The following is an 18,265-nucleotide window of genomic DNA, read 5'->3' as shown; positions in this document are numbered from 1 at the left end:
GCTGCTTTCCCGGCGACAGTCGTCATTCGCTCGTGCCGGTGCGCGGCATCAGACGAACACCGTGGCTTCGCCCGTCGTCAGCTTGGTGCCGGCGTCGTCCTCGCACCAGACGTCCAGCCGGCAGGCCTTGCCGTCGCCCGAAGGCTCCACGCCGGTGACGCGGGCGCGCGTGATCACGATCTGGTCCTCATAGATCGGCGCGACGTACTTCGTACGAAGCTTGCAGCGCCCGGCCACGGCGGGGCCGTACACGTCGATCAGCAGGCCGAGGATCCAGTTGGTGGAGATCATGCCATCGGCGATGATGCCCGGCAGACCCTGCTTGCGCGCATACTCGTCGTCGTCGTGAATGGTGGGTTCCTGGGTGTGGATACGTCCGTCGTCTGCGGCGATGGTTGGCTGCGCATCGACGTACCAGCGCATGCGCTCGCGCGTCATCGGACGCGGCGCCAGCGAGAATTCCGAACCGGGTTCGAGCTTTTCGGCGTTCATCCCCGTTCTCCTCAGGCAGCTTTTTCGGCGGAGCGATAGGCCAGGATGACCCGGTCGACGTAGCGGACCACCAGACGACCGGTGGCGACGTTGGTGAGTTCCATCTGAAGCACCACGTAGTCGCGGCCGTTCTTCTGGTAGCGATCGGTGATGTCGCCGCGGACGCTCAGGCGGTCGCCGACGCGAACCGGCTCGAACACCTCGACGTCGTACTCGAAATGGATGCGGGCGCTCGGGCCCGTTCCGCCCGGACAGGCGTCCTTGTAGAGGCGCAGCTTGTCGAGATGGATCAGCGTGGGCGGCATGACCAGATCGCCCTCGCGCCCCTGGAAGCAGGGGTGGTGCATCTCGACCGCGTGCGAATACTCGCGGACCACGAAGGGGCTGAGGGTGTATTCGACCGGACCGAGGACGTCGCCCTTGTCGAGATCGCTCACCACGCCGCCAGTCGCCATTCCGTATCCTCCACTTCGCCGCCACTCCCCGGCGGCCTGCGCACGCAGACCTAACACGCTGCCAACGGCGTCTGAACGCACAGCGGGCACAGGCTATCTTTTCGGAAATTGAAAAGATAACCGAGATATTGTACCTGACCTCAAACGGAATGCAGGCTTCGGACGGCTGATATGGAATGGGTACAGACCTTGCGGTCCTTCGTCAGCGCCGTCCAGCAGGGCAGCCTCTCGGGCGCCGGTCGGCTGCTCGGGAGTTCCCCGGCCTCGATCTCGCGCCACATCACCTCGCTCGAGGAGCAGCTCGGCACGCAGCTCCTGAAGCGCTCGAGCCGCGCGCTTGCGCTGACGGAGGCAGGCGAACTCTACTATGCGCAGGTCGAGCAGATCCTGCAGCAACTGGCGGAGGCCAACCGCAGCGTCAACCAGCTGCAGACCAAGCCGGAAGGGGTGCTGCGGGTCCACACCCGCATGCTCGTGGGACAATTGATCATCCTGCCGTATCTCCCCGAATTCATGGCGCAATATCCCGACATCCGGATCGACATCGTACTGTCCAACAACATCGCCCCGGTGATGGACCAGGGCGTCGACGTCGACATCAGGATCGGCAAGCTCGAAGACTCTTCGCTGATCGCGCGAAAGCTCACTGGCAGCGAGCGCGTGGCGGTGGCGACGCCGGCCTACCTCAAGGACCGGCCGCCGATCTATTCGCCGCAGGACCTGCGCAACCACAACTGCCTGACTTACCGGATCAATCTCGGGACGACGGTCTGGCGCTTCATGGATGCCGAAAAGCGCATCGACGAGGTGCCGGTGCGCGGCTCCGTGCAGACGGATTTCGGATACGCGCTGGTGGAACTGGCCAAGTCCGATGTTGGAATAGCGCTGCTTCCGGACTGGGCCGTGCACCGCGAACTCGCCGACGGCCGGCTCGTGCGGCTTTTGCCCGGCTACAAGGTCAGCCACGTGGACTTCGAGAACGGCGTCTATGCGGTGTTTCCGGCCAGCCGCCAGACGTCCTTCAAGCTGCGGTTGTTCGTCGATTTCCTCGCGCAGGTCTTCAAGCGGGAACTGGCGAACCTCTAGCCCCAGGGGCTTGTTGATCGTTGCCCCGCGGCGTTGACCGTAGGCAGGGGCCGGATTGTGGCCACCGCCGTTTCCACCTACCCTCCTGGTGCCCGTAGGCCGGCGAGGAGAAAATCCATATGGTGGCGAGGCTCATTTACGCATTGAACGTGTCGCTGGACGGCTACGTCGATCACATGGCCTTCGCCCCCGATCCCGTGCTTTTTCGTCATTTCATCGACGACGTGGGCAGCATGGCCGGCACCTTGTATGGACGGCGCATGTACGAGGTGATGCGGTATTGGGACGAAGATCGTCCCGAGTGGGAAGAAGCAGAGCGCGCCTATGCGAGGGTCTGGCGCAACCAGCCGAAGTGGGTCGTGTCACGCTCCCTGGAATCGGTCGGTCCGAACGCCACTCTTGTCGCGGGTGACGTCGAAGCGAAGGTCCGTGAGCTGAAACGCCAGCTCGATGGAGAGATGGAAGTTTCCGGACCGGAGTTGGCGGCAAGCCTGACCGACCTCGGCCTCGTGGACGAGTATCGCCTGTACATTCACCCGGTCGTTCTCGGCAGCGGCAAGCCTTACTTCGCCAGGGCACGACCCCGGTTACGCCTCACGTCCAGCGAACGTATCGGCCCCGACGTGATTCGGCTGACCTACGTACCGGCGTAGACCGGCCGAATGTCTCGGCGGACGGCCGAAGAGCCCACGCCGGGCTTCGGCTCAACCGCCTCGAGGCTCAAGCCGCCAGTTTCGCCGCGAACCGCCGCAGTTCGGCGACGAAGCGTTCCGGCGCCTGGAACGGGATGAAATGGGCCACCTCCTCGAAGCGCACCACCTCGGCCTGCGGCACGAGCGAGGAGATCACCTCGGCGCTGTCGGCCGGCATCAGCACGTCCTGGCCACCCGGGATGAGCAGGACCGGGCAGGCGATACCGGGCAGGATCGGCCGGATGTCGATGTCGAGGAATCCCAGCACCGACAGCGCATAGGCTTCCGGGTCCTGCGCGGCGTAGCGTTCGAGGTAACGCTCGAAGCGGGCGTCGTGCGGCATGCCCTGGAAGGTCTTTTCCGCGGCTGCCGGCAGCAGAACCTGCATGCCTTTCGCGCGAACCTCGCCGACGCGCGCGCGCAGCATGTCCTTCACCGCGTCGGCGTTGCGTACGCCCGGATTGGTCATGACCAGTCCGGCGCAGCGGTCGGGAGCTGAGGCTGCCGCGACGGCGGCCACCATGCCGCCGATGGCGCAACCCGCGAAAATGGCACGCTCGATGCCGAGCCTGTCCAGCAACGCGATCAGATCGGCCGCGTGCTTCTGTGCGGTCACCGGCTGAGGTGGATTGGGCATGCGGCCCGACGCCTGGAGGTCGGGCACGATGCAGCGGAAGTCCTTCGAAAGATCCGCTACCGCCTCGTCCCAGAAGCGGCCATCGGTGCCGAGCGCATGGACCAGTAGGAGCGCGGGGGCGTCGGGACGCCCGTGCGTCTCGACCTTCAGTTCGACAGGATTTGACATCACATCACGTCCGGAGCGGGCTCGAAGCGATAGCCGCCGCCGTCGCGACGCGCGTAGCCGCCGAACGGCCTGCCGAAATGCGACGGCAAGAGCAACGCGCCCTCGTCGGCCGCGTGCTTCAGCACCTTGGCGCGGGTCTCGCGGGCCATGTCCTGGTTCTCGCAGTATTTGCTGTTCCACTCCGGATACAGGATCTGGATCGGCTGGTGCATCACGTCGGTGATGAAGAAGGCTTCCTGTCCCTTCGACCGAACGCGCAGGCCGGTCATCCCCGGTGCGTGGCCCGGAATGGGAACCATGTCGAGGCCGTCGCCCAGGCTTTCGGTGCCCTCGACGACGTCGACGAGCCCGGCGTCGAGCACCGGCTTGACCGTATCCAGATAGGTGTTCCAGGACGCCGGCGGCTTCGAGGCGGCGCCACGCTCGGGATCGCGGGCTTCGAGTTCCTTCGCCGACATGATGTAGCGGGCATTCGGGAACATCGGGACCCAACGGTCGCCCTCGCGCTTCGTGTTCCAGCCGACATGGTCGACGTGGAGATGGGTCAGGAAAACGGTGTCCACCGCTTCCGGATCGACGCCGGCCGCGATCAGGCCGCGGTCCAGATGACGCTTCTGCATGTGGAAGCGGGGCGACAGCGGACGGTCGCGATCGTCGCCGCCTCCGGTGTCGATGATGATGGTGCGGTCGCCCCGGCGCAGGATCCAGACATGGATCATCGACTGGAGGACGTTGCGCTCGCCGTTATAGTAGTGCGGCTCCATCCATTCGCGGTTCTGCGCGATGATGGTTTCGTCCAGTCCGGCGAAGAGATCGACCGGCTCGTCCAGCACCACCTCCTCGACGCGCGAAATCCTGAAATCGCCGATCTCTAACATGCATCCTCCTTTTGCATCTGCTGGCAATATAACGCCCGTATTCGGGTCGCAGTTTGCATATTTTGCAACGATGGTTTGCAGACCCGCCGGTTATCCGTATTCGTCGCCTTCGATAATGTCGACATCGACCGGGTCGGTGACGGCCCAAGGGAGGATGCCGGCATCGTCAAACTCGATATCGATCGGCCTGGCCGATCTTATCGCGGCGCAGGCCGGGCGACAGGCAGACAGGGTGGAATGACTTCCGACATTCTGGACGTGAGCGGTGTCGATGTGACGTTCGGCGGGATCCGGGCGCTCTCCGACGTGTCTCTCAGCGTACCCGAGCGGAAGATCACCGCGGTGATCGGCCCGAACGGTGCGGGCAAGACGACGCTCTTCAACGTCATCTCCGGGTTCTACAAGGCGAATTCCGGCAGCGTCACGTTCGCCGGAGCCGACCTCCTGTCGCAGCCGGCCCACACCCGCTCTGCAAACGGCATCTCGCGCACCTTTCAGAACATCGCGCTGTTTCCGGGCATGACGGTGGCCGAAAACATCAAGCTCGGCGCGCATGCGCAGCTGCGCACCGGGCTGTTCACGGCCGGGCTCTATCTGGGACCCGCCGCTCGCGAGGAACGCGAGCTGGAGCAACGGATGGACGAAACGGTCATCGAATTGCTCGGATTGGAAGACAGCCGCGACAGCTCGGTCTCCGGGCTTCCCTACGGAACCCAGAAGCGAATCGAGCTCGCCCGCGCCCTCATCTCCGCACCGCGTCTCCTGATGCTGGACGAGCCATTCGCGGGGCTGCCGACGACGGAGAAGGCAACCATGGCGGCGCAAATCCGAAAGGTCGTGGACGAACGCGGCGTGACAGTGCTGCTCATCGACCACGACATGGAATCGATCATGGGCATGTCCGACCAGGTGGTGGTGCTGAACTTCGGCGAGGTGATCGCAGCCGGCGCTCCGGCGGAGGTGCAGGCCAACCCGGCGGTCATCGAAGCCTATCTCGGCGCGGAGGCCTAGAGAGCGATGGCCCTCTTCCTCGAATTCAGCCTGATAGGCCTGGCGTCCGGCGGCATCTACGTCCTGGCAGCGCTGTCCTTCGTGATCGTCTACAAGGCGACGAACATCTTCAACTTCGCGACCGGCGAGATGATGATGCTCGGCACCTATTTCTTCTACCTGTTCGACACGCAGCTCGGATTCGGCTGGATCGTCGGCCTGGGCATGGGGCTGGCTTCAGCCGCGCTCCTCGCCATCGTCATCGAGCGGGTGATGCTGCGGCCGCTGATCGGACGGCCCCACATCATTCTGGTCATGGTGACGTTCGGTGTCGGATCGATCCTGCGTGGCTTCGCCGGGCTTATCTGGGGTCCGAACGTTCGCCAGCTCCCCGAGACCCTGCCGCGCAAGCCGATCTTCCTCGGCGACATCCTGGTGCCCGGCAAGCTTGCCTGGGGCTTCGTGACCGCGGGCGTGATCGCTGCCCTGTTCATGATCTATTACAAGTTTTCGCGCGCCGGCACGGCGATCCGCGCCACCTCGACCGACCAGATCACGGCCGAAAGCCTGGGCATCAACATCCGCGCGGTGTTTCTGCTCGCCTGGGCGCTGGCGGGGCTGCTTACGGCTGCCTCCGGCATCATCACCGCCTCAGTCAACGGCGTCACTCCGCAGCTCGGCCTCGTCGCGCTGAACGTGCTGGCCGTCGTCATGCTGGCGGGAATGACCAGTATCGGCGGCGTCATCATCGCGGGCCTTTTCGTCGGCTGGATGGAGACGATTGTCGGTGCCTACCTCGGCGCCGCCTGGCAGAGCTTCATCCCCTATCTCGTGGTGCTCGTCGTCATGATCGTGAAGCCGTACGGATTGTTCGGCGAGCAAAGGGTGGAACGCATATGACCGCTCCGACCCAATCCCTCCCCGCGTCCGCCTCCGGCAACAAGCCGCTCAGCCCGCGGATCGAGACGATCTCGTGGATCCTGCTCGTGCTCGTCATGATCTCGGTCCCGATCTGGGGATCGATCTATGCCGTCTACATGGCATGTCTGATCGCCATCAACGTCATCGCGACAGTGGGCCTGAACATCACGGTCGGCTATGCCGGGCTGCTTTCGATCGGGCATTCCGCCTTCCTGGGGGTCGGAGCCTACGCCAGCGCGCTGATGTGGCTGCATCTGGGGACGCCGCTGGCGGTCAACCTCGTGGTCGGAGCGGTCGCGGCGTTCGCCATCGGGCTGGTGTTCGGTATCCCCGCCCTTCGCATCAAGGGCGTCTATCTCGCCATCGCCACGCTGGCGGCGCAGTATTCCCTCTATTTCGTATTCCAGCAGTGGACGTCGGTGACCGGTGGCGACCGCGGCCTGTCGCTGCCAAAGATCGACGTGTTCGGCTTCGGCGACACGGGCTTCTACTACGTGGTTGCCTTCGTGGCGCTGATCGCCACGCTTGCGGCGCGCAACCTGTTCCGCACACGCATCGGCCGCTCCTTCATCGCCGTGCGCGAGAAGGACTATGCCGCACAGGTGCTTGGCATCAACGTCGTGTCGACCAAACTCATCGCATTCGGGATCGGTGCCGCCTATGCCGGCATCGCCGGAGCATTGCTTGCCGCCTTCCTGCGTATCGTCAACCCGGATCAGTTCACTCTGGTATCGTCGGTGTTCTTCCTCGCCGCGGTCGTCGTGGGTGGTCGCGGATCGATCCTGGGTTCGATCCTGGGCGCGCTTTTCATGACGCTCATGCCGGAATTCCTGCGCGAGATCATCGCGCTGGTCAGCATCGAAGGCGCCGACCTGGCCAGCCTGCTGTCGCCGCTGCGCGAGATCATCTTCGGATCGCTGATCGTCCTATTCCTTATCTTCGAGCCGCGCGGCCTTGTGGGCTTCGTCGACCGCGCGCTCGGCCGTTCCGAGAACGTCGAGGCGCGGCAGGAGCACTAGAAGTCCGAAAACGACAACGAAACAGGAGGAGCATGACATGATGAGACTCATAAGAAGACAGGTCCTCGCCCTGGCGGGCGCGGCGATGCTCGCGGGCACCGCCGGAATGGTCCAGGCACAGGAAGAAGACCTCAAGTTCTGGGTTCCGCTGCCGCTGACCGGACCGCTGGCGGTGACCGGCCAGGCACAGCAGGTCGGCTGGCAGCATGCCGTCGACTGGATCAACAAGGACGGCGGCATCAAGGGCCGCAACATCGACATCGAGTTCTACGACGACGAGTACAAGGTCGAGCTCGGCGTCGCCGGCTTCAAGAAGGCGGTTGCCGGTGGCGACATCGTGTTCTCCGGCGGTGACGGCACGCCCTTCGTGCGCGCGATCTCGCCCGAGAACAACGAGACCTACAAGGTGCTGATGTCCTCCACGGGCGCGGCGTCCGACCTCGTCGAGACCGACAAGTACCCGCTGCACTTCCTCGTCGGGTCGAATTATTCCGACCAGGTGAAGCAGCTCTTCAACTACATCAAGAGCAAGGATGCCGGGAACAAGGTGGCGATCGTCTACTCGGCCTCCGAGTTCGGCCGCGATCCGCTGGAGAACGCCCGCAAGTACGCCGAGGAGATGGGCATCGACATCGTCCTCGAGCAGGAGACGAAGTTCGTCGAGGTCGACGTGACCGCGCATGCGATCAAGGTGCGCCAGGCCGATCCCGACTACGTGATCTTCCACGGCTACGCGGCCAACGTCTGGCCCGAGATCGTCAAGCTCCTGCGCGACTACGGCGTCGAAGCGCAGATGATGGGCACCATCTTCGGGTCGCACCCGGACGTGGTCTCGACCGTGGGCGAGGCCGCCGACGGCTATCTCGGCACGGTGACGGTCAATCTCCTGATCGACCAGACGGACACCCCGATGATCAACACCATCGAGGAGTACCTGAAGACCTGGACCGACAAGCCTTACACCGGCTACGCCAATATCGGCTACATGCAGAGCTGGGCCGCGGCGCTGCTGCTGCGCGAGGCGATCGGATCGGCTATCGACAAGGGCGTCGAACTGAACGGCCCGAACCTCATCGCCGAGATGTCCGCCATCAAGGACTTCGGCGGCGACGGCGTCTTCGGCACGCCCATCGCGTTCGAGAAGAACCGTATCCCCTACGGTGTTCTCTATCGCTACAACATCGAAGACGGGAAGCTGACCGTCACCGAAGAAACCCCCTGGGGCAAGATCGAGTAGTCCGATGGTTGCAGCGCTGGAGATATCCGGTCTGAAGGTGCTCTACGGGCAGGCGATCGAGGCGCTGGACGGCGTTTCGATCACCGTCCCGGACGGCGGCTTCGTCGCCCTGCTCGGCGCCAACGGCGCCGGCAAGTCGACGACCCTGAAGGCGATCTCCGGCCTGCTGCGCTTCGAAAACGGTCGGATCGCAGAGGGAACGATCAAGTATCGCGGCGAGGACATCGCCGCGATACCCTCCTACCAGCTCGCGCGGCGCGGCATCCTGCACGTGCGCGAAGGCCGCTTCGTCTTTCCGACGATGACGGTCGAGGAAAACCTCGAGGCGTCGCTGTTCGCGCGCGGCAAGCGCGGCCCGGCGCTGGCGCGCCGCGTCTACGAAGAGGTGTTCCACTATTTCCCGGCGCTCAAGGAGCGCGCGAAATCGCAGGCCGGATATCTCTCCGGCGGCGAGCAGCAGATGCTCGCGATCGGCCGCGCGCTGTTTGCGCAGCCCGAACTGTTGATGGTCGACGAGGCCTCGCTGGGTCTCGCGCCGAAGATTGCGGCGGATATCTTCACGATCCTCGACAAGATCAGCAACGACCGCAAGCTGTCCATCCTCGTGGTGGAGCAGAACGTCACGCTGGCACTTCGCCACGCCGCCTATGGATACGTGCTGGAAAACGGCCGCATCGTCAGCGAGGGCGAATCCCAAAAGCTTCTCGATCGCGATTCCCTTTCACGCCGCTACCTTGGCGGTGGCGCGAACGCTCACTGAAGAAGGACAGCACCATGGAACTTGAAACCCTCCGGCTCGAGGTGACGGACGGTATCGCCGTCGTGACGCTCGCGCGCGCGCCCGTCAACGCCCAGAACCGCCGCATGCGCGAGGAGATTATCCAAACGTTCGACGCCCTGTCCGACCGCGACGACGTGCGGGTCGTGGTCCTGACCGCCGATGGCAAGACCTTCTGCGCCGGCGCCGACATCAAGGAGCGGCGCACCATGGTGAAGCAGCCGGGCGACTACATTAGCCACAACCGCGTGACGCGCGAATGCTTCTATGCGATCTCCGACTGCACCAAGCCCGTGATCTGCGCCGTCAACGGACCGGCGATCGGCGCCGGCTTCGTCACCATGCTCTACAGCGACATCATGATCGCGTCCGAAGACGCATGGTTCACCATGCCGGAGATCGACGTGGGGCTGGCCGGCGGCGGCAAGATGATGATGGAGCATATGGGCCGCTCCTGGGGGCGCCTGCTCTACTTCACCGGACGGCGAATCTCGGCGGCGGAACTCGCCCGGCTGGGAATCATCAGCGCCTGCGTCCCCGGCGACAAGCTGATGGAGGAGGCGATGACGATCGCGCGTGAAATCGCGGCCAAGAGCCCCTACGTCGTGAGGGAGATCAAGCGAGGTTTCCAGGCGGTGGAGCAGATGCCGATGCGCGACGCCTATCGCTACGAGCAGACGATCACCCATGCGCTCTCCACCAGTGCGGCGACGCGCGAGGCGCAGACCGCGTTCGTGGAAAAGCGCAAGGCGGACTACTCCGCCACCTGAGGTTTGCCGATGACGAAGACCAACTGCGCGATCCTCGACGACTACCAGGACGCCGCCCGTACGGCGGCGGACTGGAGCAAGCTCGAGGAAGACGTCGGCATCGAGCGTTTCGCCGACCACATCGCCGACCGCGCGACGCTGGCCGAGCGGCTGGCGAAGTTCGAGGTGATCGTGGCGATGCGGGAGCGTACCGCATTCGACGACGACCTGTTCTCGCGGTTGCCGAACCTCAAGCTCCTCATCACCACCGGCATGGTGAACGCCTCGATCGACCTCGATGCCGCGAAGCGGCACGGAGTGATGGTCTGCGGCACGCGGGGATCGGTGGGACCGGCGGCGGAACTCGCCTTCGGCCTTCTGCTTTCGGTGATGCGCAACATCCCGGCGGAGAACGCCAACTTTCACGCGGGCGGCGGCCAGTGGCAGCTCAGCGTCGGCCGTGATCTCAACGGCAAGACGCTGGGCCTCGTCGGTATCGGCAAACTCGGCCAGCGCGTCGCGCGCTACGGCCAGGCCTTCGGCATGGACGTGGTCGGTTGGTCGAAGAACGTGACGCCGGAGCGCTGCGAGGCGCTTGGCATCGGCTACGCGGCGACGCTCGACGAACTTCTCGGCCAGTCGGACGCGGTTTCGCTCCACCTGACGCTGAATGCCGAGACGCGCGGGATCATCGGCGAGCGCGAGCTTGCCGCGATGAAACGGGACGCGGTGATCGTCAACACCTCGCGTGGGCCGCTGATCGACGAGGGGGCGCTCGCCGCGGCCCTGCGCGAAGGGCGTCTCGGCGGCGCCGGCCTCGACACGTTCGACCAGGAACCGCTGCCAGCCGGACATACGTTGCGCGGCATGGCAAACGTCGTCGCCACGCCGCACCTCGGCTACGTCACGGCAGAGACGTATGCCATTTACTACGGCGACGCCGTCGAGGACATTGCCGCCTGGTTGGCAGGATCGCCGGTGCGGGTGTTGAATGCCTGATCGTATCGTTACGGGAGGCTTCGACGGTGACCGACGACCACACGCTTGAAGGCGAGTACGACTACATCATCGCAGGCGCCGGGTCGGCCGGATGCGTGCTGGCGAACCGGCTTTCCGCCGATCCGAAGAACCGTGTCCTGCTGCTCGAGGGCGGCGGGCGCGACAACTGGATATGGTTCCACATACCGGTCGGCTACCTCTTCGCCATCGGCAATCCCCGGTCGGACTGGCTGTTCACCACGCAGGCCGAGCCGGGGCTGAACGGCCGCAAGCTCGCTTATCCGCGGGGCAAGGTTCTGGGCGGCTCCTCGGCGATCAACGCCATGATCTACATGCGCGGACAGGCGCGCGACTATGACGGCTGGCGTCAGATGGGGCTGACCGGCTGGGGCTGGGACGACGTGCTGCCGGTGTTCATGAAGCATGAGGACCACGAGCGGCCTCCGAACAAGTTGCATGGCCAGGGCGGCGAGTGGCGCGTGGAGTATCCGCGCCTGCGCTGGGACATCCTCGACCGAGTGCGCGACGCTGCAGAGGAAGCCGGCATCGCCAAGATCGACGACTTCAACGCGGGCGACAACACCGGCTCGTCCTATTTCCAGGTCAACCAGAAGCGCGGACGGCGCTGGAGCGCGGCGCGCGGCTTCCTGCGCCCGGCGCTGAAGCGGCCAAACCTGAGGGTGGAAACCGCCGCCCTGGTCGAAAAGGTCGAGATCGAGGACGGGAAGGCGGTCGCGATCCTCTACCGCAAGGACGGACGGCTGGTCCGGGCGAAGGCGAAGGGCGAGATCGTGCTGTCGGCCGGCGCGGTGGCCTCGCCCGGCATCCTGGAACGGTCCGGCATCGGCGACGCGGAGCGACTGAAGGGTCACGGCATCGAGCCGATGCTGCATTCGCCCGGCGTCGGCGAGAATTTGCAGGACCATCTCCAGATCCGCCCAATCTACAAGGTCACCGGCATCAAGACGCTCAACGACGTCTACGCCAACCTCTTCCGGCGCGGGCTGATGGGGCTGGACTATGCCTTCCGGCGGCGCGGCCCGCTAACCATGGCGCCCTCTCAGGTCGGCGCCTTCGTGCGCTCCTCGCCGGAGTACGAGACGGCCAACCTCGAATTCCACTTCCAGCCGCTGTCGCTCGACAATTGGGGCCAGGGGCTCCACCCCTTCGCAGCCTTCACCGCGAGCGTGTGCAACCTGCGGCCGTCGAGCCGCGGCTCGATCCATGTGTCGGGACCGGCCGCCGCCGACGCTCCGGCCATCCAGCCGAACTATCTTTCCACCGAGGAGGACAAGCGGGTAGCGGTCGATTCGCTCAAATGGGCGCGCCGGATTGTGTCGCAGAAGGCGCTGGAGCCCTACCACCCCGAGGAATACAAGCCCGGCGCCCACATAAGCTCGGACGAGGAGATGCTGGTATCGGCCGGCGATCTGGGCACGACGATCTTCCATCCCGTGGGCACGGCCCGCATGGGAATCGACGGCGACGAGCGCGCCGTCCTCGACGAGCGCCTGCGCGTGCGTGGCGTCCGCGGCCTGCGCGTGGTGGACGCGTCCGTGATGCCGACGATCACCTCCGGAAACACCAACTCGCCGACCATCATGATCGCCGAAAAGGGTGCCGGAATGATCCTCCAGGATAGGCCCTGAAAAATCCACAAATGCTATAGCTCTAACATTTGACTTTATGACCTTTTGAAATTACCAGTGAGGCGTCCCGAGGGAGGAGCCTTGAATGAAACTGCACTGGTCGCCGCGATCGCCCTTCGTGCGAAAGGTCATGATCGTCCTGCACGAGACCGGCCTTCTGGACCGCGTCGAATGCGTCCGCACGGTCGTGGCAATGGCCGGTCCGCCAAACCCGGACCTGCTGCCCGACAATCCGATCGGCAAGATTCCGACGCTGGTGCTGGACGACGGCACCGCGCTGCCGGATTCGCGCGTCGTGTGCGAGTACCTTGACGGGCTGCACGACGGCCACCGGCTGTTCCCGGCCGAGACGGAAGCCCGCTTCCGGCAGTTGCGCTGGCAGGCGCTCGCCGACGGGCTGACGGACGTGCTTCTCCTGTGGCGCAACGAACGCATCCGGCCCGAGGGCACGCAGTACAAGAAGCTCACCGACGCCTTCGACACCAAGGTGCGGCACGCTTTCGCCATGTTTGACAAGGAAGCCGGCGCGCTTTCGAGCGAGCCGTTCGGCATCGGCCAGGTCTCGCTCGTCTGCACGCTCGGGCAGATGGACTTCCGCTTTGCCGAAAGCCGCTGGCGTGAGGGAAATCCGAACCTCGCCCGGTGGTACGAGGAGGTCCAGACCCGTCCTTCGGTCGACGCCACCGCCATCAGGGACGACGGCAAGGGACCGCCCGACGTGCCGTGGGCGGCCGGGCCGGCTCTGGTCTTCGCGTGACCTCCATGGCTCCCGAAGGCGCGACCGTGGGCCGAATTCCCTTTCCCGACGAGGAGGGGCTGACGCCCGAACAGCGGCGGGTTGTCGACGCCGTCGTCGCCGGACCGCGCGGGGTGCTGGTCGGCCCGTTGCGCGCCGCGCTCCACCGCCCCGACCTCGCGGACGCCTGGCAGCGCTTCGGCGCGATGCTGCGCTACGACACCAGCCTGCCGCCCCGGCTGTCGGAACTGGCGATCCTGGTGACCGCGCGGCGCTGGAACAGCCAGCTCGAATGGCACGTGCATGCCGCCGCGGCGGAAAAGGCCGGCCTCCCCGTCTCCGCCATGGAGAGCCTGCGGGTCGGCGAGACGCCGCACTTCGACGACGAGGCCGATGCCGAGGTCTACGAGTTCTCGCGCGAGCTGCAGATCTGCGGCCAGGTCGGGGAAGAGACCTACAGGAAGATCCGCAACCGTTGGGGTGCAGTCGGCGTCGTCGAGCTCACCACGCTGATCGGCTACTACACGCTGGTGTCGATGACGCTCAACGCGCATCACATTCCGCTGCCCGACGGGGCCGAATCCCCGCTCGAACTCGGTGGCCCCTGCCCCGAGGACGGCAGTCTGCCCGTGAGGCTGGCGGCGATCCCCGCCTCGACGAGCCGGGCCGACGGGAGCGCCTCGTGAGCGACGTCCTCGAGCCGGTCGCGGCACGCATGCCGGAGGCGCCCGCCTCGCCCCTGCCGGACGGTGCCTGCGATACCCACACCCACGTCTTCGGGCCGTTCGACCGCTTTCCGGTTCCCGCTCCGTCGAGCTATGCGCCGCCGATCGCGCCGCCGCCGGTGCATCAGGAGATGCTCGACCGCGCCGGCCTGTCACGCGCGGTGCTGATCCAGCCTGCCCCGTACGGCACGGACAATTCCGCCCTTCTGGAGGCGCTCGGCCAGCGGCCGGAGACGACGCGCGGGGTCGGCGTGCTTTCGGCCGAAGCGGACGACGCCGACTTCGAGCGGCTGGCCACCGCCAACATCAAGGGATTGCGCTTCAACGAGATGCGCGACCCGCGCGGCGGCGGCCGCTATAAGGGAAGCATCGGGCTCGACCAGTACCTGCTTCTGGCGCCCCGGATGAAGGAGCACGGCTTCGTGCCGCATGTCTGGGCGAAGTGCGCGACGCTCGCCGAGCTGCTACCGTCGGCAATCCGCGAGGCGGGGCAGCCCTTCGTCATCGACCATCTGGCCGGCATCGACATCGAGAAAGGCACCGCCGATCCGGACTTCCGGACGCTGGTCGACCTGCTGAAGGACGGGCTGATCTGGATAAAGCTGTCGCTGTGCCGCAACTCGACCGATACGCCGGGATACGAAAGCCAGCGGCCATTCCACGAGGCGCTGACTGAGGCGAACCCCGACAGGTTGATGTGGGGCTCGGACTGGCCGTTCGTGCGCATGTACGACAAGTCGCCCGACGTCGGGCATCTGCTCGACGTCTTCGCCGAATGGACACCGGACGCGGCGCTGCGGCGTCGCATCCTGGTGGACAATCCGGCATCCCTCTACGGTTTCGGGGCGACGGCATGACGACCGCGGCCGACATGCTCGTCCAGGGCGGCCTGCCGGACTACCTGATCGTCGGCGGCGGCACGTCGGGCTGCGTGCTTGCGGCGCGGTTGACCGAAAGCCCGGACGTGCGGGTACTGCTCGTGGAAGCTGGCCCGGACCTGACCGAGGAGAGCCAGCCGGCCGACATCCGCTCGGGAAATCCGAGCCGGGCATTCTTCACGCGCGAATTCTTCTTCGACGGCCTGATGGCGCGGTTTGGCGCGGTGCCGACCGTTCCCGACGCGCCGCGCCCGGCGGCGAAGTACGAGCAGGCGCGCGTGCTGGGCGGCGGCTCGGCGATCAACGGCATGCTCGGCAACCGCGGCGCGCCGGCCGATTACGACGAGTGGGAAGCGCTCGGCGCGGAAGGATGGAACTGGGCCTCCACCCTGCCCTATTTCCGCAAGCTCGAACGCGACCTCGACGTCTCGGGCGATCTGCACGGTGCCGACGGGCCGGTGCCGATCAGCCGGCCGGACCCGGCGACCTTCTGCGGCTTCGTGCGCGGCACGCGCGACATGCTGCTCGCCCGTGGCGTTCCCACCGTGGAGGACCAGAACGGCGACTGGGGCGACGGCGTCATGCGTGTGACGACAACCATCAGCGAGCGCGCCGAACGTGCCTCGGCGGCAGTGTGCTACCTGACGCCGGAGGTTCGCCGCCGTCCCAATCTGGTCGTGGTGACCGGCAGAAGCGTCAACCGGCTGATGCAGGACGCAGGCACGGTGACGGGCGCGGAGATCGCCGGACCCGACGGCCCCGTCAGGATCGCGGCGCGCGAGACGATCGTCTGTTGCGGCGCGATCAACACGCCGGCGTTGCTACAGCGCTCCGGCTTCGGCCCCGCCGATTTGCTGACGCGCACCGGTGTGCCCGTCGTGCGCGACATCGCCGGCGTTGGACAAAACCTTCAGGAACATCCGGCGCTCGGCATCTCCTGCTTCATCCGGCCGGGCAACCGGCACTCGGATTCGCGCCGGCATCACACGCAGGTGCATTACCGCTTTTCCTCGGGCCTTGAGGGATGTCCGGAAACGGACATGCACATGGCCGTGCTCGCCCGCTCCGCCTGGCACGACGTCGGCGAGCAGTTGGGCACCTATTATCTGTGGATCAACAAGTCCTATTCCACCGGGCATGTGGCGATCGCCTCGCCCGAGGCGGACAAGCTGCCGGATGTCGATTTCCGGCTGCTCTCGGACCAGCGCGACCTGCAGCGCATGCGCGACGGCTTCCGCCGGGTGGCGAGCGTGGCGCTCGACCCGGCGCTCGACGCCGTTCGTGCCGAGGTCTTCCCGACCATCTTTTCCGACCGGGTGCGGCAGGTTTCGCGGCCCGGACAGTGGAACGCCTTTCAGACGGCGGTGTTCGCTCGCGTCCTCGACTTCGCCGGATTCGCGCGCGGCGCGCTGATCCGCAGGTTCATAGCCCCCTACGACATCCGCGAACTGCTTGCCGACGACGCGGCGCTCGACGCCTATCTTCACAAGGCGATCGTGGGGGTCTGGCACTGCGTGGGCACCTGCCGCATGGGCCGCGCGGACGATCCCGCCGCGGTCACCGCGAGCGACGGCCGCGTCCACGGCGTTCCGGGACTGCGTATCGGCGATGCATCGCTGATGCCGACCGTTCCGTGCGCCAATACGAACATACCGACATTCATGCTGGCCGAGCGCATCGCCGACCTCATCCGGTCGGAAAGCCGCGCCGCGCCGGCCGGCCTGCAGCAGGAGACCATGCCATGACCGCCGACGTCCTTCTTTTTCTCGATGGCAAATGGGTCGCGGGCTCCGGCGGACGGAGCCTTCCGCTGACCAACCCGGCGACCGGCGAGACGGCCGGCTCGGTTGCTGTCGCCGAGACCGCCGATCTCGACATCGCACTCAAGGGCGCTGGCTCCACCTTCAGGAGCTGGAAGAACACCTCGCCGGTCGAGCGCGGCCGCGTGCTTCGCCGCGCCGCAGAGCTCCTTCGCGAGCGCATCGACGAGATCGCGCCGGTCCTGACGGAACAGCAGGGCAAGACGCTTTTCGAGGCGCGCTACGAGGTGAATGCCACCGCCGAATCCTTCGACTGGTTCGCCGAGGAGGCGCGCCGCGCCTACGGACGCATCGTCCCGGCCCGCGCCGAAGGCGTGCACCAGCTCGCCTTCAAGGAGGCGATCGGCCCCGTCGCCGGCTTCGTGCCGTGGAATTTCGGCATGGGCCAGGCAGCCCGCAAGGTGGGCGCCGCGCTCGCGGCGGGCTGCACGGTGATCCTGAAGGGACCGGAGGAGACGCCGAGTTCCTGCGCCTTCCTGGTGCAGGCGCTGGCCGACGCGGGGCTGCCGACGGGCGTCCTGTCGCTTGTCTTCGGCGTTCCGTCGGAAATCTCGGAATACCTGATACCGCACCCGACGATCCGCAAAATCTCCTTCACCGGCTCAACCGCGGTGGGCAAGCATCTCGCGGCCATGGCGGGCCGCCACATGAAGCCGATCACCATGGAGCTCGGTGGCCACGCGCCGGTCATCGTCGCAAAGGATGTCGACATCGAGCCGGTGGCCAAGCTGATGGTGGGCGTGAAGTACCGCAACGTCGGCCAGGTCTGCACCTCGCCGACGCGATTCCTGATCGAAGAGGAAATCTACGAGCCCTTCGTGGAGACGTTCACGCAGCTGGCCGCGGCGGTGAAGGTCGGCGACGGTTCGAAGGAAGGCACGGTCATGGGGCCGCTCGCCAACGTGCGACGGCTGGAAGCCATGGAAGGGCTGATCGCGGACGCGGTCTCCCACGGCGGCAAGATCCGCACCGGCGGCAAGCGCATCGGCAATGTCGGCAACTTCTTCGAACCGACGGTGATGACCGACGTGCCGCTGGAGGCGCGCGTCATGAACGAGGAGCCGTTCGGACCGCTTGCCCTGATGCGGCCGGTTTCCGGCATCGACGAGGCGATCGAGGAGGCCAACCGCCTCGACTACGGCCTCGCGGCCTACGCCTTCACAAAGTCCGCAAAACTGGCGAGCCGGATCGCGGCGAACGTCGAGACCGGAATGATGTCGATCAACGCGGTCGGCATCGCCTTCCCCGAGATCCCCTATGGCGGGGTGAAGGACAGCGGCTACGGCTCGGAGGGCGGCATCGAGGCGATGGACGCCTTCCTCGTCACCAAGTTCGTCTCCCACACGATGGCATGAT

The 18,265-nt window shown here is 65.9% G+C and carries 19 protein-coding genes; 15 read left to right on the top strand and 4 right to left on the bottom strand.

What is annotated here, in order from left to right; genetic code table 11:
• Positions 1 to 48 precede the first annotated feature (48 nt).
• Together BSQ44_RS09625 and BSQ44_RS09620 are read right to left on the bottom strand one after the other, a co-directional pair.
• Positions 49 to 492: a MaoC family dehydratase gene (locus BSQ44_RS09625; protein ID WP_072603433.1), complete on the bottom strand. Its 444-nt coding sequence runs from the start codon at positions 490 to 492 to the stop codon at positions 49 to 51.
• Positions 493 to 503: 11 nt separating this feature from the next.
• Entirely contained in the window at positions 504 to 947 is a 444-nt protein-coding gene (locus BSQ44_RS09620) for an FAS1-like dehydratase domain-containing protein (RefSeq protein ID WP_072603431.1), read from the bottom strand.
• A gap of 171 nt (positions 948 to 1,118) precedes the next feature.
• On the opposite strand from BSQ44_RS09620, the gene BSQ44_RS09615 reads away from it, so the two are divergent.
• Entirely contained in the window at positions 1,119 to 2,033 is a 915-nt protein-coding gene (locus tag BSQ44_RS09615) for a LysR family transcriptional regulator (RefSeq protein ID WP_072603429.1), read from the top strand.
• Between the two features lie 119 nt (positions 2,034 to 2,152).
• Positions 2,153 to 2,686, top strand: coding sequence for a dihydrofolate reductase family protein (locus BSQ44_RS09610; RefSeq protein WP_378215401.1), 534 nt, complete (start codon positions 2,153 to 2,155; stop codon positions 2,684 to 2,686).
• Between the two features lie 67 nt (positions 2,687 to 2,753).
• Here the strand turns inward: BSQ44_RS09610 and BSQ44_RS09605 are convergent, their stop codons facing one another.
• Positions 2,754 to 3,530, bottom strand: a complete 777-nt coding sequence (locus tag BSQ44_RS09605) for an alpha/beta fold hydrolase (RefSeq protein WP_072603427.1) — start codon at positions 3,528 to 3,530, stop codon at positions 2,754 to 2,756.
• On the bottom strand, positions 3,530 to 4,408 hold the full coding sequence (locus BSQ44_RS09600; protein WP_072603425.1) for an MBL fold metallo-hydrolase: 879 nt from the start codon (positions 4,406 to 4,408) through the stop codon (positions 3,530 to 3,532). The genes BSQ44_RS09605 and BSQ44_RS09600 overlap by 1 nt, the downstream gene beginning before the upstream one ends.
• 237 nt (positions 4,409 to 4,645) lie before the next feature.
• Between BSQ44_RS09600 and BSQ44_RS09595 the strand changes: the two genes are divergently transcribed.
• From BSQ44_RS09595 to BSQ44_RS09535, 13 genes are all read left to right on the top strand, one after another.
• On the top strand, positions 4,646 to 5,419 hold the full coding sequence (locus BSQ44_RS09595; protein ID WP_072603423.1) for an ABC transporter ATP-binding protein: 774 nt from the start codon (positions 4,646 to 4,648) through the stop codon (positions 5,417 to 5,419).
• Positions 5,420 to 5,425: 6 nt separating this feature from the next.
• The gene (locus BSQ44_RS09590; protein WP_072603421.1) at positions 5,426 to 6,298 is read left to right on the top strand and encodes a branched-chain amino acid ABC transporter permease; all 873 of its coding nucleotides are present in this window, start codon (positions 5,426 to 5,428) and stop codon (positions 6,296 to 6,298) included.
• Positions 6,295 to 7,338, top strand: a complete 1,044-nt coding sequence (locus BSQ44_RS09585) for a branched-chain amino acid ABC transporter permease (protein WP_072603419.1) — start codon at positions 6,295 to 6,297, stop codon at positions 7,336 to 7,338. The genes BSQ44_RS09590 and BSQ44_RS09585 overlap by 4 nt, the downstream gene beginning before the upstream one ends.
• Positions 7,339 to 7,375: 37 nt before the next feature.
• On the top strand, positions 7,376 to 8,575 hold the full coding sequence (locus BSQ44_RS09580; RefSeq protein ID WP_072603417.1) for an ABC transporter substrate-binding protein: 1,200 nt from the start codon (positions 7,376 to 7,378) through the stop codon (positions 8,573 to 8,575).
• Positions 8,576 to 8,579: 4 nt separating this feature from the next.
• Complete coding sequence (locus tag BSQ44_RS09575; RefSeq protein WP_072603414.1) at positions 8,580 to 9,335, top strand: ABC transporter ATP-binding protein; 756 nt, start codon at positions 8,580 to 8,582, stop codon at positions 9,333 to 9,335.
• 14 nt (positions 9,336 to 9,349) lie between these two features.
• Entirely contained in the window at positions 9,350 to 10,123 is a 774-nt protein-coding gene (locus BSQ44_RS09570; RefSeq protein ID WP_072603412.1) for an enoyl-CoA hydratase/isomerase family protein, read from the top strand.
• 9 nt (positions 10,124 to 10,132) lie between these two features.
• On the top strand, positions 10,133 to 11,101 hold the full coding sequence (locus BSQ44_RS09565) for a D-2-hydroxyacid dehydrogenase family protein (protein WP_072607967.1): 969 nt from the start codon (positions 10,133 to 10,135) through the stop codon (positions 11,099 to 11,101).
• 26 nt (positions 11,102 to 11,127) lie between these two features.
• Positions 11,128 to 12,750, top strand: a complete 1,623-nt coding sequence (locus tag BSQ44_RS09560) for a GMC family oxidoreductase (RefSeq protein WP_072603410.1) — start codon at positions 11,128 to 11,130, stop codon at positions 12,748 to 12,750.
• A gap of 85 nt (positions 12,751 to 12,835) precedes the next feature.
• Entirely contained in the window at positions 12,836 to 13,507 is a 672-nt protein-coding gene (locus tag BSQ44_RS09555) for a glutathione S-transferase family protein (RefSeq protein WP_072603408.1), read from the top strand.
• Between the two features lie 5 nt (positions 13,508 to 13,512).
• Complete coding sequence (locus BSQ44_RS09550; RefSeq protein ID WP_210187931.1) at positions 13,513 to 14,172, top strand: carboxymuconolactone decarboxylase family protein; 660 nt, start codon at positions 13,513 to 13,515, stop codon at positions 14,170 to 14,172.
• The gene (locus tag BSQ44_RS09545) at positions 14,169 to 15,068 is read left to right on the top strand and encodes an amidohydrolase family protein (RefSeq protein WP_083534648.1); all 900 of its coding nucleotides are present in this window, start codon (positions 14,169 to 14,171) and stop codon (positions 15,066 to 15,068) included. Before BSQ44_RS09550 ends, BSQ44_RS09545 begins: the two co-directional genes overlap by 4 nt.
• Positions 15,065 to 16,834, top strand: a complete 1,770-nt coding sequence (locus BSQ44_RS09540; RefSeq protein ID WP_235633377.1) for a GMC family oxidoreductase — start codon at positions 15,065 to 15,067, stop codon at positions 16,832 to 16,834. The genes BSQ44_RS09545 and BSQ44_RS09540 overlap by 4 nt, the downstream gene beginning before the upstream one ends.
• Positions 16,831 to 18,264: an NAD-dependent succinate-semialdehyde dehydrogenase gene (locus tag BSQ44_RS09535; protein ID WP_072603406.1), complete on the top strand. Its 1,434-nt coding sequence runs from the start codon at positions 16,831 to 16,833 to the stop codon at positions 18,262 to 18,264. Before BSQ44_RS09540 ends, BSQ44_RS09535 begins: the two co-directional genes overlap by 4 nt.
• Position 18,265: the final 1 nt, after the last annotated feature.

Source organism: Aquibium oceanicum (assembly GCF_001889605.1).
Lineage (GTDB): Bacteria > Pseudomonadota > Alphaproteobacteria > Rhizobiales > Rhizobiaceae > Aquibium > Aquibium oceanicum.
This window is presented reverse-complemented; position numbering and strand designations above follow the sequence as displayed.

Coding starts and splice junctions, on each gene's coding strand:
- BSQ44_RS09595 (WP_072603423.1), top strand. CDS start 4,646: ATGACTTCCGACATTCTGGACGTGAGCGGTGTCGATGTGACGTTCGGC.
- BSQ44_RS09615 (WP_072603429.1), top strand. CDS start 1,119: ATGGAATGGGTACAGACCTTGCGGTCCTTCGTCAGCGCCGTCCAGCAG.
- BSQ44_RS09550 (WP_210187931.1), top strand. CDS start 13,513: ATGGCTCCCGAAGGCGCGACCGTGGGCCGAATTCCCTTTCCCGACGAG.
- BSQ44_RS09620 (WP_072603431.1), bottom strand. CDS start 947: ATGGCGACTGGCGGCGTGGTGAGCGATCTCGACAAGGGCGACGTCCTC.
- BSQ44_RS09575 (WP_072603414.1), top strand. CDS start 8,580: ATGGTTGCAGCGCTGGAGATATCCGGTCTGAAGGTGCTCTACGGGCAG.
- BSQ44_RS09605 (WP_072603427.1), bottom strand. CDS start 3,530: ATGTCAAATCCTGTCGAACTGAAGGTCGAGACGCACGGGCGTCCCGAC.
- BSQ44_RS09555 (WP_072603408.1), top strand. CDS start 12,836: ATGAAACTGCACTGGTCGCCGCGATCGCCCTTCGTGCGAAAGGTCATG.
- BSQ44_RS09585 (WP_072603419.1), top strand. CDS start 6,295: ATGACCGCTCCGACCCAATCCCTCCCCGCGTCCGCCTCCGGCAACAAG.
- BSQ44_RS09570 (WP_072603412.1), top strand. CDS start 9,350: ATGGAACTTGAAACCCTCCGGCTCGAGGTGACGGACGGTATCGCCGTC.
- BSQ44_RS09565 (WP_072607967.1), top strand. CDS start 10,133: ATGACGAAGACCAACTGCGCGATCCTCGACGACTACCAGGACGCCGCC.
- BSQ44_RS09625 (WP_072603433.1), bottom strand. CDS start 492: ATGAACGCCGAAAAGCTCGAACCCGGTTCGGAATTCTCGCTGGCGCCG.
- BSQ44_RS09610 (WP_378215401.1), top strand. CDS start 2,153: ATGGTGGCGAGGCTCATTTACGCATTGAACGTGTCGCTGGACGGCTAC.
- BSQ44_RS09540 (WP_235633377.1), top strand. CDS start 15,065: ATGACGACCGCGGCCGACATGCTCGTCCAGGGCGGCCTGCCGGACTAC.
- BSQ44_RS09600 (WP_072603425.1), bottom strand. CDS start 4,408: ATGTTAGAGATCGGCGATTTCAGGATTTCGCGCGTCGAGGAGGTGGTG.
- BSQ44_RS09580 (WP_072603417.1), top strand. CDS start 7,376: ATGATGAGACTCATAAGAAGACAGGTCCTCGCCCTGGCGGGCGCGGCG.
- BSQ44_RS09535 (WP_072603406.1), top strand. CDS start 16,831: ATGACCGCCGACGTCCTTCTTTTTCTCGATGGCAAATGGGTCGCGGGC.
- BSQ44_RS09590 (WP_072603421.1), top strand. CDS start 5,426: ATGGCCCTCTTCCTCGAATTCAGCCTGATAGGCCTGGCGTCCGGCGGC.